Here is a 14432-nt window from a genome sequence, read left to right on the forward strand (position 1 = left end):
GGACGTCGACACCCGAGTCACGGAGCGACAGCGCGTGGGCGTGGCCCTGGCTGCCGTAACCGATCACCGCGACCTTGCGGCCCTGGATGATGGACAGGTCGGCATCGTCGTCGTAGAACAGCTCGGCCACTGGGTTTCTCCTTGGTGTGCAGGTGTTGCGTCCCACCGTACGGCGGGGTGCGTCAGATACGTTTTCGGGTCTCGCCATACGAGCGGCGAGAGGGGTGACGGCTACGCCGTACGGTCGAGGGCGCGCAGCGAACGGTCGGTGATCGAGCGCGCGCCGCGCCCTATGGCGATGGTGCCGGACTGGACCAGCTCCTTGATGCCGTACTGCTCCAGCATCTTGAGCATGGCCTCCAGCTTGTCGGCGCCGCCGGTCGCCTCGATCGTGACGGCCTCCGGGGAGACGTCCACGGTCTTGGCGCGGAACAGCTGGACGATCTCGACGATCTGGGAGCGGGTCTCGTTGTCGGCGCGGACCTTCACCAGGACGAGCTCGCGCTGGATCGCAGCGGAGGGCTCGAGTTCGACGATCTTCAGGACGTTGACCAGCTTGTTGAGCTGCTTGGTGACCTGCTCAAGGGGCAGGTCCTCGACACCCACGACGATGGTGATGCGGGAGATGTCGGGGTGTTCGGTGGTGCCGACCGCGAGCGAGTCGATGTTGAAGCCGCGGCGGGAGAACAGGGCGGTGATCCGGGCGAGGACACCGGGCTTGTTCTCGACCAGGACGGAGAGCGTGTGCTTGGTGGACATGGAGTCGGTCTCTCTCTGTCTCTCAGTCGTCTTCGTTGTCGCCGAAGTCGGGACGGACCCCGCGGGCGGCCATGACCTCGTCGTTGGAGGTGCCGGCGGCGACCATCGGCCACACCATGGCGTCCTCGTGGACGATGAAGTCCACCACGACGGGGCGGTCGTTGATGGAGTTGGCCTCCGCGATGACCTTGTCCAGGTCGGCCGGGTCCTCGCAGCGGATCGCGTGGCAGCCCATGGCCTCGGACAGCTTGACGAAGTCCGGCACGCGGGTGCCCTTCGCCGGGACGCCCTCGGTGTCCGCGCCGGAGTGCAGCACCGTGTTGGAGTACCGCTGGTTGTAGAACAGGGTCTGCCACTGGCGGACCATCCCGAGGGCGCCGTTGTTGATGATCGCGACCTTGATCGGGATGTTGTTGAGCGCGCAGGTGGTGAGTTCCTGGTTGGTCATCTGGAAGCAGCCGTCGCCGTCGACCGCCCAGACGGTGCGGTCCGGCATGCCGGCCTTGGCACCCATCGCGGCCGGGACCGCGTACCCCATCGTTCCGGCGCCGCCGGAGTTCAGCCAGGTGGCGGGCTGCTCGTACTTGATGAAGTGCGAGGCCCACATCTGGTGCTGGCCGACGCCCGCCGCGAAGATCGTGTCCTCGGGGGCGAGCTCGCCGATGCGCTGGATGACCTGCTGCGGCGAGAGGCTGCCGTCCTCGGGCAGGTCGTAACCGAGCGGGTAGGTTTCGCGCCAGCGGTTGAGGTCCTTCCACCACGCCTCGTAGTCACCCACATGGCCGTCGGTGTGCTCCGCCTGGACCGCCTGGACCAGGTCGGCCAGGACCTCGCGGGCGTCCCCGACGATCGGCACGTCGGCGACCCGGTTCTTGCCGATCTCCGCGGGGTCGATGTCGGCGTGGACGACCTTGGCGTACGGGGCAAAGCTGTCCAGCTTGCCGGTGACGCGGTCGTCGAAACGGGCTCCGAGGGCGACGATCAGGTCGGCCTTCTGCAGCGCGGTGACGGCGGTGACCGCACCGTGCATGCCCGGCATTCCGACGTGCAGCGGGTGGCTGTCGGGGAATGCGCCGAGCGCCATCAGTGTGGTGGTGACGGGCGCTCCGGTGAGCTCTGCGAGGACCTTCAGTTCGGCGGTGGCCCCCGCCTTGATGACACCGCCGCCGACGTACAGCACCGGCCGCTTGGCCTGGGTGATCAGCTTGGCGGCTTCGCGGATCTGCTTGGCGTGCGGCTTGGTGACCGGACGGTAGCCGGGCAGGTCCTGGGTCGGCGGCCAGCTGAACGTGGTCGGCGCCTGGAGGGCGTCCTTGGCGATGTCGACGAGGACGGGGCCCGGACGGCCGGTGGAGGCGATGTGGAATGCCTCGGCGATCGTGTGCGGGATGTCCTCGGCCTTGGTGACCAGGAAGTTGTGCTTGGTGATCGGCATGGTGATGCCGCAGATGTCGGCTTCCTGGAAGGCGTCGGTACCGATGGCGGCGGAGGCCACCTGCCCGGTGATCGCGACGATCGGCACCGAGTCCAGGTACGCGTCGGCGATCGGGGTGACCAGGTTGGTGGCACCGGGGCCCGAGGTCGCCATGCAGACGCCGACCTTGCCGGTGGCCTGCGCGTAGCCGGTGGCCGCGTGCCCCGCGCCCTGCTCGTGGCGGACCAGGACGTGGCGGACCCGGGTGGAGTCCATCATCGGGTCGTACGCCGGAAGGATGGCGCCGCCGGGAATGCCGAATACCGTGTCGGCCCCCACCTCCTCAAGGGAGCGGATGAGGGACTGCGCGCCCGTGACGTGCTCAACGGTGGCGGGGGACGATCCGCCGTTACGGGCCCGCGGCTGGGGATGGTGGGCCCCGGTGGCCTGCTCGGTCATCGGCATTCTCTTCTCGAAGCTGAGGGTTTCTGCGGGTGTTTTGCGTCAGTTTGCGTGGTGCCGGTGCAACAAAAAACCCCCCGTGCCGTGAGGCAAGCGAGGGGAGCGCGTCGGTGCGGTCTGCAGAGTGCCATGGTGGGACCCTGCTTCAGCCGACGCGCTTTCCAAGTACGAGAATTCGGGTGCGCATGGCAATGACCCTCTCTCCGACGCACTCGACGTGTCAAGTGGGTGGGATGGGCGTCTCAGCATGTGAGCCGCTGAGGAGCGGGATCTGGCCGCCTGTCAGGACGGGCTGGGCCATGGCGCTGCCGGGCACCGGGAACTCGCCGCGGGCCAGGGCGCGGCGCAGCCGGTACTCGTCGACCGGCCCGGAGAAGGCCATTCCCTGGCCGTGCGTACAGCCCATGGCGCGCAGCGCGAGGACCTGCTCCGGTACGTCGACCCCGTCGGCCACGGACTGCATGCCGAGGTCGCAGGCGATACGCAGCAGGCCGCTGGTGATCTTGTGCAGCCGGGCGGACTCCACCACGCCCTCGACGAGACCGCGGTCCAGTTTCAGTACGTCGATGGGGAGGCGGCGCAGGGCGTTGATCGCGGCGTAGCCGCTGCCGAAGCCGTCGAGCGCGATACGGACACCGATGCGACGCAGGGCCACGAGACGCTGCTCCAGTTCGTCGAAGGAGATCCGGGGGTCACTGTCGGAGACCTCGATCATCAGGGCGCCGGAGGGCAGGCCGTGCCGGGTGAGCAGCGCCTCCACGGAGCCGAACGGCGTGCCCTTGTCGAGGAGCCGGCGGGCGGAGAGGCGCACGGCGACGGAGACCGGGTGCCCGGCCCTGGCCCGGTCGGCGGCCTGCTCGACGGCCTCTTCGAGGAGCCAGCGGCCCAGCTCGGAGGTGCGGTCGCTGTCCTCGGCGACGCGCAGGAACTCGGCCGGGGTGAACAGGATGCCCTGGGCGGAGCGCCAGCGGGCCTGGGCGGCGACGGCGGCGACCCTGCCGGTGGCGAGGTGCACGACCGGCTGGTGGAGCAGGGCGAACTCGCCGTCGCGCAGGGCGGTGCGCAGCCGGGCGGCCAGCTCGGAGCGGCGCACCACATCGGCCTGCATCTGCGGGGCGTACAGCTCGACGCGGTCCTTGCCGCCCGCCTTGGCGCGGTACATGGCGAGATCCGCGTTGCGCATGAGGTCGCTGGGGGTGATGCCGGGTTCGGCGAAGGCCACCCCGATGGAGGCGGCGACCCGGACCTCGCCGGTGCCGATCCGGTACGGCTGGGCGAGGGTGAGGCGCAGCCGGTCGGCGATCTCGTGGACCTGGCATTCCCGGGCGGGCTGGTCGCGGGTGCCGTCACCGAGGATGATCGCCGCGAATTCGTCGCCGCCCAGACGCGCGGCGGTGTCACCGGCCCGGACCGATTCGTGGAGGCGGCGGGCGGCCTGGATGAGGAGCTCGTCGCCCGCCTGGTGGCCGAGGCGGTCGTTGACCGCCTTGAAGCCGTCGAGGTCGATGAAGAGCACGGCGGTGCCGGAGTCGCCCGAGCGGCGGCCGCCGAGGGCCTGGCGGACCCGTTTGGTGAACAGGGCGCGGTTGGGCAGGTCGGTGAGCGGGTCGTGCTCGGCGTTGTGCTGCAACTGGGCCTGGAGCCGGACCCGTTCGGTCACGTCACGGCTGTTGAGGATCAGCCCGCCCTGGTGGCGGTTGACCGTGGATTCGACGTTGAGCCAGTCCCCCGTGCCGGATCTGAAGCGGCACTCGATCCGGGTGGTGGGCTCCTCGCCCGGCGGGGCGGCGAGGAACCGGCGCACTTCGTGGACCACCCGCCCCAGGTCGTCGGGGTGGATGATCGAGGACAGCTCGGCGCCGACCAGCTCGTCGGCCTCGCGCCCGTACACCCCGGCGGCGGCGGGGCTGACGTAGCGCAGCACGCCGTTGGGTGCGGCGATCATGATGACGTCGCTGGAGCCCTGCACCAGGGAGCGGAAGTGGTTCTCCTTCTGCGCCAGTTCCTGGGTGAGGGCGATGTTGTCGACGAGCATGATGCCCTGCCGCACGACCAGGGCGAGCACCACCGTGCAGCCGGTGAGGATCACCACGCGGTCCACCCGGCGGCCCTCGACGGCGTTGTACAGGATGCCGAGGGTGCAGACGGCGGCGGCGAGATAGGGCGTCAGCGCGGCCAGCGAGCCGGCGATGGGGCGGCTGGTGGGCTGTGTGCCCGGGGGCGGGAAGGAGTTGTCCGCGGCCCTGTTGGCGCCCCAGGGGGCGTACGCGAGGAGCAGTGAGCCGGCGAACCACCCCGCGTCCAGCATCTGGCCGGAGTGGTAGGTCTGGCGCAGCAGCGGTGAGGTGAACAGGGCGTCGGACAGCACCGTCAGGGCGAGTGCGGCGACTGCGGTGTTCACCGCGGAGCGGTTGACGCTGGAACGCCGGAAGTGCAGCGCCAGCACCATGGAGACCAGCACGATGTCGAGCAGCGGATAGGCCAGCGCCAGCGCCACGCGGGCCACGCTCACGCCCTCGGCGTCCACCAGATGCGCGGTGTGGGCGAGGGCGAGGCTCCAGGAGAGCGTGAGCAGCGAGCCGCCGATCAGCCAGGAGTCGAGCGCGAGACAGAGCCAGCCGGCCCTGGTGACCGGGCGCTTGGCGAGGACCAGCAGCCCGACGATGGCGGGCGGCGCGAAGCAGAGGAAGAAGACGTCGGCGAGCGAGGGCGTGGGCACCGGGAGCCCGAGCACCACCTCGTACCAGCCCCAGACGGCGTTGCCGGCGGAGGCCATGAACGAGGAGAGCGCGAACAGCAGCCAGGCGGGCCGGAGCCCGCCGGAGCCGGCCCGTGCGTAGCGGAAGCAGGAGACGGCGGCGATCAGTGCCGCCGCGCTGAGCCCGAAATCCCCCATGAAGAGGGCCAGTTGTGGAGAACCCCAGCCGAGGGCCGCTCCCACGGCGTATCCGGCCCAGACGACGCCGAGCAGGATCTGCCAGACCAGCGCGGACGCGCCGCCCACGGCCGGCCTCCGGGAGAGGAGGGCCCCGAGGGCGTCGGCCGGCGCGCTCACCGGGGCGCCCCCGGTGTCGTCGGGTGCGCGCGCACCCGGCGTCCCGCCGGTCCCCGTCGGCTGCCCCGCGGTGTCGGATCGTGCACCCATCGGCCGTACATCGCCCGTCGCCCCCTCGCGTGTCGCGTCCTCCCCGGCGCCGTCCCTTCCACGGCGCAGCGCCCCTTTCGGGACGATACACCAGACTCGTCACGCAGGGACATAGTTCCTCTACTCTCCGTGACGACCTGCGGAGTTGTCGGAACGGTGTGCGACCGGGGGCCTCCGCAGCGTGGTCAGCCGATGGCGCGTACCACGTTCTCCACCGGCTCCCCCGCGGCGAACCGGCTCAGCTGCCCGGCCAGCAACCGCTTGGCGCGCGGCAGGAAGGCCGACGTGCTGCCGCCCACATGAGGAGTGATCAGGACGTTCGGAGCGTGCCAGAGGGGGTGGCCGGCGGGCAGCGGTTCCGGGTCGGTGACGTCGAGGGCGGCCCGCAGCCGGCCGGACCCGAGTTCGACCAGCAGCGCCTCGGTGTCGACGACGCCGCCCCGGGCGACGTTCACGAGCAGCGCCCCGTCCGCCATCGCGGCCAGGAATTTCGCGTCGACCAGCCCCTGCGTGGACGGGTTCAGCGGGGTGGACAGCACCACGACATCGGCCTCGGGCAGCAGCGCGGGCAGCTCGTCGAGCGGGTGTACGGGGCCGCGTGCGGTTGCCCGCGCGGAGCGCGCGACGCGCACCACCCGGGCGCACTCGAAGGGCGCGAGCCGGTCCTCGATGGCGGATCCGATCGATCCGTACCCCACGATCAGCACGGACTTGTCGGCGAGCGCGGGGTAGAAGCCGGACCGCCACTCCTCCTTGTCCTGGCCGTGGACGAAGCCGGGAACACCGCGCAGGGAGGCGAGGATCAGAGTCAGGGCGAGCTCCGCGGTGGACGCCTCGTGGACCCCCTTGGCATTGCAGACCAGCGCCCCGTCCGGCAGCAGGCCGAGCGCGGGCTCGACGTGGTCGATGCCCGCGGAGAGCGTCTGCACGACCCGGACGGACGTCATGCCGGCCAGCGGGCGGACCGCGACCGCGGCGCCCTTCATGTACGGCACGACGTAGAAGGCGCAGTCGGCCGGGTCGGCGGGGTAGTCCGGTCCCCCGTCCCAGAGCCGGTAGTCGAGCCCCCCGGGGAGCCCTGGCACCTCGTCGGCCGGGAACGGCAGCCACACCTGGGGCGTCTTCGTCACGTCGGGAGTGTTCGTCGAAGTCATGGTCAGGAGGCTAATCGCCGGAGGCCGTGCGAGGACGGGCGGGCGGCAGAGGTTACTTTGGGGTGCGGTGCGGTCCCGCGACGGCGGGGCATGGGCCCGGTTCGGCGGCGGGCCTGGGGAGGGTCGGGGAGTTGGAGCGCAGGAGTCTCGGTGCGGCGGCGCTCGCCGTGGGGGCGATCGGTCTCGGCTGCATGCCGATGAGCTGGGCCTACAGCGCCTCGCAGCAGCGTGGTGACCGTGCGTTGCGTACGGTGCACGCCGCGCTCGACGCGGGTGTCCAACTGCTCGACACGGCCGACATGTACGGCCCGTTCACCAATGAGCTGCTGGTGGGGCGGGCGCTGAAGGGCCGCAGGTCGGAAGCGTTCGTCTCCACCAAGTGCGGACTGCTGGTGGGCGACCAGCACATCGTGGCCAACGGCCGCCCCGGCTATGTGCGGCGGGCCTGCGACGCCTCGCTGCGCCGGCTCCAGACCGATGTGATCGATCTGTACCAACTGCACCGGGCCGACCCCGAGGTGCCGGTCGAGGAGACCTGGGGCGCGATGGCGGAGCTGGTGACCGCCGGAAAGGTGCGGGCGCTCGGACTCTGCGCGATCGGGGCGCGGGCCTCGCGCCGGCCGGGATCGCGGATGTACGACGAAACGATCCGTCAGCTGGACCGGGTGCAGCAGGTCTTCCCGGTGAGCGCGGTGCAGGCGGAGCTCTCGGTCTGGTCGCCGCAGGCGCTGGAGTCGTTGCTTCCGTGGTGTTCGGCGCGGGGTGTCGGGCTGCTGGCGGCGATGCCGCTGGGGAACGGCTATCTGACCGGCACTCTGACGCCGGGGCAGGGCTTCGAACCGGACGATCTGCGGGCCCGGCACCCCCGGTTCACCGCGGAGATGATGGCGGCGAACCAGCCGGTGGTGGTCGGTCTGCGGCGGATCGCCGAGCGGCACGGGGCGAGTGCCGCGCAGGTGGCGCTGGCCTGGGTGCTGCGGCAGGGGCCGCACGTGGTGCCGGTGCCGGGGACCAAGCGGGAGCGGTGGGCGGTGGAGAACGCGGGGGCGGCCGGGCTGGAGCTGACCGCGCGGGACCTGGCGGAGATCGCCGCGCTGCCCGGTGCGCAGGGGTCGTGGGACTGAGATCCGCCCTCGTACGTGCGCGCCGGGCGGCAGAATCGGCGGGCATCGGGAACTCCGGAGCGGGGCCGCGGTGTAAGAACAGTAGTCAGGTGGCCGTCGAAGGGATCGGTGCTGTGCGCGGTGTTCTGTTCGGATCTGTACGAGACCCTGCCGGGCCGCGGGGCCCGGGCCGGGGTCTGCGCCGCGGGACGGTGGCCGCGCTGGCGGCCGGTTCGCTGGCGCTGGCCGCGGGGTGTTCCCCGGGCGACGGCTCCGGGAGCACGGCGGGGGCCGGGCGGACGCCGTCGGCGGCGAGCGCCTCCCCCACCGCTCCGGGCCGGTCGGCCGCCCCGTCCGCATCGCCCGCCCTGCCGCCCGCCAAGGGCTCGGTGAAGGTGGTGTCGACGCTCACCGAGGGCCTGGATTCGCCCTGGGGGCTGGCACAACTGCCCGGCGGCGATCTGCTGGTCTCCTCCCGCGACAAGGGCACGATCACCCGGATCGACGCGAAGACCGGCAGGAAGACGCTGCTGGGCGCGGTGCCCGGGGTGTCCCCCGCCGGTGAGGGCGGACTGCTGGGGATCGCGGTCTCCCCCACGTACGGCGCGGACCACATGGTGTACGCGTATTTCACGACCGAGTCCGACAATCGCATTGCGCGTATGCAGTACGACGAGAACGGCACGACCCCCGGCCGGCTGCTGGGCGCGCCCGACACGATCCTGCGCGGCATCCCCAAGGGTTCGATCCACAACGGCGGGCGGATCGCCTTCGGCCCGGACCACATGCTGTACGCGGGCACCGGGGATACGGGCGACGAAGGTCTCGCGCAGGACAGGAAGTCGCCGGCCGGCAAGATCCTTCGGATGACCCCGGACGGGCAGCCGCTGCACGGCAACCCGGAGGCCGACTCCGTGGTGTATTCGTACGGGCACCGCAATGTGCAGGGGCTGGCCTGGGACGGGCACAAGCAGCTGTGGGCGTCCGAATTCGGCCAGGACACCCGGGACGAGCTGAACCGGATCGTGCCGGGTGGGAACTACGGCTGGCCGGAGGCCGAGGGCAAGGCGGGGAAGAAGGGTTTCATCGATCCCGTGGCACAGTGGAAGACGTCCGAGGCTTCCCCGAGCGGGATCGCCTTCGCCAAGGGTTCGATCTGGATGGCGGGCCTGCGCGGCAAGCGGCTCTGGCGGATCCCGCTGTCCGGCAATGACGCCGAGGAACCTCTGGCGGCCCCTCAGTCGTTCCTGGAAGGAAAGTACGGCCGTCTGCGCACCGTGCTCGCGGCGGGCGGCGACAGGCTCTGGCTCGTCACGAGCAATACGGACACCCGTGGCACCCCGAAGCCGGGAGACGACAGGATCCTGGTGCTGGCGGTGCGATAGCGGCTACAGCAGGTGAAAGGGCGTGCGGCCGGTGTTCAACTTCTTCGAGGAACTCTTCGCGCCCGGCCGCAAGCATGCCTCCGACGAACAGAAGCGGCTGGAGCTGACCCGGGTGGATCTCGGTGTCGGTGACCCGGGACGCGGGCCGATAGACCTGGCCTCCGGGAAGGTGGTCGTCCGGGCCTCCGGCGCGGACGGCAGCCCGAGTGCGCATGCCGCCGCCGATCAGGCGGACCCGGCGGACCCGGCGGACCATGTGGATCGGGCGGATCCGGAGGCCGCTCAGGATCCGGGAGCGGCCCCGGAAGCGGACGGGGACATGGGCAGGGATGTGGGCGGCGCGCGGTCCTGAGCGGGTGGCCCGGTCCCCGTCAGGCGTCGCCGGGGGCGGGATACAGGCGGAGCCGGTGGGCGAGGGCGGCCGCCTCGCCGCGGCTGGAGACGCCGAGCTTGGCGAGGATGCTGGAGACGTGCACGCTCGCCGTCTTGGGCGAGATGTAGAGCTGCTCGGCGATCCTGCGGTTGGTGTGGCCCTCGGCGACCAGCCGGTGCACGTCCTGTTCGCGCCGGGTCAGCCCGAAGGACTCCACCGCGGCGGCGGCCGCCTCGCGCAGCCGGTCGGCGACGCGCTCCGGGTCCGCCGTGCCGTCGCCGGCGCCGGAGTCGGCCTCGTCCGGGACGGTGACGGCGGGCGGGAGTTCGGGGGTGGCACCGCGGTCCGCGGCGGCCAGGGTGACGCGGGCGCGGCCGGCCAGCAGCTCGACGGCCGTCATCAGCGGGCGGGCGCCGAGCCGCGCGGCGGTGCGGTGTGCCTCGCGCAGCAGCGTGCCGGCGGCGGTCCGGTCGCCCGAGGCGACGAGGAGGGCCTCGGCCCAGCGGTGCCGGATCCGGGCCAGCTCGTACGGGCGGTGCAGCGGCGCGAAGGCGGCTGCGGCGCGGGACCAGTGGGCGGGGGTGTCGATGCCCTCCGCCCTGGCCAGCTCGGCATCGACGAGGAGGCCGTGCGCGGCCCAGACCGGGACCAGCATCGGGAGCCGCTTCAGGTGGGCGCGGACGGCGGCCAGGATCGCCGGCCGGCCGGGGTCGGCGCTGGGCAGGCCCCTGGCATCGGCCTCGGCCTCGGCGACGGCGTGGAGCAGCGGCAAGGCGTACCGCTGGGTTCCGGGCGGGAAACCCTGCTCCGACCGGGCCTCGAACTCGGCTCGCGCGTCGGCCAGTCGGCCCTGCTGCGCGGCGAGGGCGACGGCGTGGCGTGCGGGGTCGATGACGTGCTGTGGCTGCGGGTCTCGGTAGCCGAAGCAGCGCCGGGTCAGGGCGAGTTGGAACTCCGCCTCGGCCAGGTCGCCCTGCGCGAGGGCGAGTTCGGTGCGGCGAGAGGCCACCAGCCCCTGGGCCTTGCCGTACCGGGCGGCGCGGGCCGCCGCGTCGGTGGTGGCCCGGCTCTCGTCCCAGTGCCCCAGGGAGAACAGCGAGGTCGCCCGGTTGCAGCGGACCCATGCCTCCATGTCGGCGATGCCGTGGCTGAGGCTGATCGCGATGCCGTGGTCCGCGGCGGTCACGGCCTCCAGGGAGCGGCCCATGGATTCGAGGGTGGACGGGAGGTTGATGCCCGCCCGGCTCATGATGCCGACCAGGTGGAGTTCGTCGGCCCGGTCGCGGACGGCGTACATCTCGGCGATGCCCTCGTCGACCCCGCCCGCCTCGGCGGTGAGCCGGCCACGGGTGAGCCGGGCGTGCAGCTCGATGTACTCGTCGCCGACGAGCCTCGCGTACTCCACCGCCCGGTCGGTGGCGAGCAGGGTCTCGGCGCCCGGGCGGTGCAGGGCGCCCCAGCCCGCCACGCTCATCAGGACGTCGGCGTGCACGGCGGACGGGGGCAGGCCGCGGACGAGCTCTTGGGCGGTGGCCAGTTCCTCGCGGCCGTCGCCCCGGGTGAGGTCCTGCACCAGCCGGGAGCGCTGAACCCAGAACCAGGCGGCGCGCAACGGGTCGTCCTCGCCCTCCAGGACCCGCATGGCCTTCTTGGCGATGGCCAGGGCGCGTTCGCGTTCCCCGCCGAACCGGGCGGCGACGGTGGCCTCGGCCATCAGGTCGAGGTAGCGCAGCGGGGCGGCTTCCGGGTCGCAGCCGCAGGCCGGGTAGCTCTCGGCGTAGTCGATGGGCCGCAGGGTGCGGCGTACGTCGTCGGGGGCGTCGTCCCACAGCTCCATCGCCCGTTCCAGAAGGCGGAGTTGTTCGGCGAACGCATGGCGGTGGCGGGCCTCGACGGAGGCCCTGAGCACGGCGGGCAGGGCCTTGGCGGCGTCGTGTGCGCCGTACCAGTAGCTGGCGAGGCGGGTGGCGCGCTCCCCGGCGCGGACGAGGGCGGGGTCGGCCTCCAGCGCCTCTGCGTAGCGCCGGTTGATCCGGGAGCGCTCGCCGGGCAGCAGGTCGTCGCTGACGGCCTCGCGGACCAGGGAGTGCCGAAAACGGTAGCCGTTGCCCTCCGGAGTGGCGAGCAGCAGGTTGGTCCCGACGGCCGCCCGCAGTGCCTCGATGAGTTCGTCCTCGGTCAGCCGGGCGACCGCGGCCAGCAGTTCGTACTCGACGGTGGAACCGCCCTCGGCGACGATCCGGGCGATCTTCTGCGTGTCGTCGGGAAGCGCTTCGACGCGTACGAGGAGGAGGTCGCGCAGCGAGTCGGAGAGCCGGGAACGGTCGCCGCTCTCCAGGCTGCGGGCGAGCTCCTCGACGAAGAAGGCGTTGCCGTCGGAGCGTTCGAAGATCTCGTCGGCGAGGGCGGTCTCGGGGGTGGCGGCGAGGATGCCGGTGAGCTGGCGGCGGACCTCGGCGCGGTTGAAGCGGGCGAGCTCGATCCGGTGGACGGTGCGCAGCCGGTCCAGTTCGGCGAGCAGGGGGCGCAGCGGGTGGCGGCGGTGGATGTCGTCGGAGCGGTAGGTGCCGATCACGACGAGGCGGCCGTTGCGCACGGTGCGGAAGAGATAGGAGAGGAGGTGCCGGGTGGAGGTGTCGGCCCAGTGCAGGTCTTCGAGGACGAGGACGACGGGGCGCCCGGCGGAGACGCGTTCCAGGAGTCCGGCGGTGAGCTCGAAGAGCCGGGCGGTGCTGTGCTCGTCGGCGGCGTCCCGGTCGGCCTCGCCGAGCTCGGGGAGCAGCCGGGCCAGCTCGCCCTCCTGCCCGGCGCAGGCGGCGGCGACCTCGGCGGGCAGGGTGCGGCGAAGGGCCCTCAGCGCGGTGGAGAACGGGGCGTAGGGCAGGCCGTCGGCGCCGATCTCGACGCAGCCGCCGACCGCGACGACCGCGTCGCGGCGTACCGCCGCCGCGAGGAACTCCTCGACCAGCCGGGTCTTGCCGACCCCTGCCTCGCCGCCGATGAGCAGCGCCTGCGGTTCGCCCGGGGCGTCCGCCCCGCACGGGCCGCCGCCGCTGCCCTGCGCGCAGGCGCGGCCGAGCACATCGACGAGCGCGGCGAACTCGCCCTCGCGGCCGACGAAGACGGGACTGACGGACCTGGTCTCCACGCCGCCGAGCATCGCATACGGGACCGGGCGCGCGGCTCCCGCAACCGGGCGGCCGGCCACCGCCGCGCCGGGCACTGATCCGACGGGCGGTGATCCGACGGGCGGTGATCCGACGGGCACCAGCTCGCCGGTCACCGGTTCACCGGGCATCGGGCATCGGGCATCGGGCATCGGGCATCGGGCATCGGGCATCGTCGCACGGCCTTCACGCGGCGGGGACGAAGCGCTTCCGGCCGGTACTCACCGGCCCCTCGGCCTCCTTGTTCCCGGAGTGCCGGGCGGCCCGGCGGGCGGCCCGCCTGGCCGCCCGGCGGGCGCGAAGGGCCTCCCGGACGAGCCGGTCCTGCTCGGCCCGGCGGCGCAGTTCGGCGGCGCGCAGTTCGTGGAGCCGGTACACGTGCATGTGCTTCTCCCTGGGGACGACGGCCCGTTCGGGCCGGGGACGGCAGGGTTTCTCTGCCGTGCCCCGACTGTCGTTCCCCAGGGGGTGTCACCACATCGGGCAATATCCGCATCTTCGTGGGGCGGGGTGCCCCGGATCCGCTCGTCGGATGCCCTACAGGACGGTCCTCGGGCCGTCGTGCCTACTGGGTGGCGGTCGCGGTCGGCAGGGCGACGATGAGGTCGAAGTACATGCCGACGGAGAGCAGCAGACCGAGGACGCCGAGCGCGATGCCGGCGGTCGCGACGGCGCGGACCCAGCCGGGCTGCGGTTGCGCGGACGGTACGCCGAAGGCCGGGCGGACCAGGGCGAAGATGCCGACCAGCAGGGCCAGCAGGGCGAAGAGTCCGTTGACCAGGGCGGTGGAGTGCCAGGCGTCGCCGTAGATCTCGGAGATCTGCTGGGCCGCGGTCCCGCCGCCCGAGGTCTTGATCTGGCCGATCAGTGTCTCGCGCTCGGCTGCGACCTTGCCGGTCCAGGACCCGGTCAGTGCGACGACGCCGAGACCGGCCGCGACCACGGCAGCGGCGGCCGCCCCCAGGCCGGAGGTCTCCTTGGCCGAGTCGTCGTCGAGGCCGTCCAGGTCCTCGTCCTCCGCCCCGTCCTCGCCCTCGCCCTCGGTGACCGCGTCCCCGGTGGCCTTGGTCAGGTCGTACGAGGTGTCCGAGGCTGCGGCCTTCTCGGCCACGATCTCCTCGGCACCGGACGCGCCGGACACATCAGCTGCATCGGATGCATCAGACGCATCGGCTGCTGCGGAGACTTCGGATGCTTCGGGGTCGGCGGGAGCGGTGGGGTCAGTGGGGGTCCTGGGGTTCATGTTGCGCACGCTAGGCGGCCCGTATGAGAACCCTCTTAACGAATGCCCCGGGCGACGGCGTCCTGGGCGGGCCCCGGCCCCGGCGGGCGTCCGCCCGCCGGGGGGGGGGGGGGGGGGGGGGGGGGGGGGGGGGGGGGGGGGGGGGGGGGGGGGGGGGGGGGGGGGGGGGGGGGGGGGGGGGGGGGGGGGGGGGGGGGGGGGGGGGGGGGGGGGGGGGGGGGGGGGGG

Annotated in this window: 10 protein-coding genes and 1 pseudogene; 3 read left to right on the plus strand and 8 right to left on the minus strand. The window is 72.6% G+C overall.

Annotated elements, in window-relative coordinates; genetic code table 11:
• The 5 genes and pseudogenes from AADR41_RS37620 to AADR41_RS37640 all read right to left on the minus strand — a co-directional run.
• Positions 1–130 (minus strand): annotated as a pseudogene (locus tag AADR41_RS37620) (ketol-acid reductoisomerase); the annotation flags it as partial.
• Positions 131–231: 101 nt separating this feature from the next.
• Entirely contained in the window at positions 232–759 is a 528-nt protein-coding gene (ilvN, locus tag AADR41_RS37625) for an acetolactate synthase small subunit (protein WP_342286606.1), read from the minus strand.
• Between the two features lie 22 nt (positions 760–781).
• Positions 782–2638 (minus strand): acetolactate synthase large subunit, encoded by a 1857-nt coding sequence (locus tag AADR41_RS37630; protein WP_342286607.1) that lies wholly within the window; start codon positions 2636–2638, stop codon positions 782–784.
• 217 nt (positions 2639–2855) lie between these two features.
• A complete protein-coding gene (locus tag AADR41_RS37635) occupies positions 2856–5690 on the minus strand; it encodes a putative bifunctional diguanylate cyclase/phosphodiesterase (RefSeq protein WP_342286612.1) in 2835 nt (944 codons plus the stop codon).
• A 275-nt stretch (positions 5691–5965) separates the two neighbouring features.
• Positions 5966–6934: a 2-hydroxyacid dehydrogenase gene (locus tag AADR41_RS37640; protein WP_342286608.1), complete on the minus strand. Its 969-nt coding sequence runs from the start codon at positions 6932–6934 to the stop codon at positions 5966–5968.
• Positions 6935–7065: 131 nt separating this feature from the next.
• Between AADR41_RS37640 and AADR41_RS37645 the strand changes: the two genes are divergently transcribed.
• The 3 genes from AADR41_RS37645 to AADR41_RS37655 all read left to right on the plus strand — a co-directional run bounded on the left by AADR41_RS37645 (position 7066) and on the right by AADR41_RS37655 (position 9774).
• Complete coding sequence (locus AADR41_RS37645; protein ID WP_342286609.1) at positions 7066–8058, plus strand: aldo/keto reductase; 993 nt, start codon at positions 7066–7068, stop codon at positions 8056–8058.
• A 191-nt stretch (positions 8059–8249) separates the two neighbouring features.
• Positions 8250–9422 carry a PQQ-dependent sugar dehydrogenase gene (locus tag AADR41_RS37650; RefSeq protein WP_342286613.1) on the plus strand — a complete coding sequence of 391 codons (1173 nt, stop codon included), beginning with the start codon at positions 8250–8252 and terminating at the stop codon, positions 9420–9422.
• A gap of 22 nt (positions 9423–9444) precedes the next feature.
• Positions 9445–9774, plus strand: a complete 330-nt coding sequence (locus AADR41_RS37655) for a DUF6191 domain-containing protein (RefSeq protein WP_446751179.1) — start codon at positions 9445–9447, stop codon at positions 9772–9774.
• Positions 9775–9793: 19 nt separating this feature from the next.
• Here the strand turns inward: AADR41_RS37655 and AADR41_RS37660 are convergent, their stop codons facing one another.
• The 3 genes from AADR41_RS37660 to AADR41_RS37670 form a co-directional block, all read right to left on the minus strand.
• Complete coding sequence (locus AADR41_RS37660; RefSeq protein WP_342286616.1) at positions 9794–12955, minus strand: helix-turn-helix transcriptional regulator; 3162 nt, start codon at positions 12953–12955, stop codon at positions 9794–9796.
• A 193-nt stretch (positions 12956–13148) separates the two neighbouring features.
• Positions 13149–13346 (minus strand): hypothetical protein, encoded by a 198-nt coding sequence (locus AADR41_RS37665; RefSeq protein WP_342286610.1) that lies wholly within the window; start codon positions 13344–13346, stop codon positions 13149–13151.
• Between the two features lie 181 nt (positions 13347–13527).
• Complete coding sequence (locus tag AADR41_RS37670) at positions 13528–14205, minus strand: hypothetical protein (RefSeq protein WP_342286611.1); 678 nt, start codon at positions 14203–14205, stop codon at positions 13528–13530.
• Positions 14206–14432: the final 227 nt, after the last annotated feature.

Origin of the sequence: Streptomyces sp. CLV115, assembly GCF_038448545.1 — a bacterium.
Classification (GTDB): Bacteria; Actinomycetota; Actinomycetes; order Streptomycetales; family Streptomycetaceae; genus Streptomyces; species Streptomyces sanglieri.

Excerpts from the sequence above, each read along its gene's own strand:
- AADR41_RS37640 (WP_342286608.1), bottom strand. The coding sequence starts at position 6,934 with ATGACTTCGACGAACACTCCCGACGTGACGAAGACGCCCCAGGTGTGG.
- AADR41_RS37670 (WP_342286611.1), bottom strand. The coding sequence starts at position 14,205 with ATGAACCCCAGGACCCCCACTGACCCCACCGCTCCCGCCGACCCCGAA.
- ilvN (WP_342286606.1), bottom strand. The coding sequence starts at position 759 with ATGTCCACCAAGCACACGCTCTCCGTCCTGGTCGAGAACAAGCCCGGT.
- AADR41_RS37660 (WP_342286616.1), bottom strand. The coding sequence starts at position 12,955 with ATGCTCGGCGGCGTGGAGACCAGGTCCGTCAGTCCCGTCTTCGTCGGC.
- AADR41_RS37630 (WP_342286607.1), bottom strand. The coding sequence starts at position 2,638 with ATGCCGATGACCGAGCAGGCCACCGGGGCCCACCATCCCCAGCCGCGG.
- AADR41_RS37665 (WP_342286610.1), bottom strand. The coding sequence starts at position 13,346 with ATGCACGTGTACCGGCTCCACGAACTGCGCGCCGCCGAACTGCGCCGC.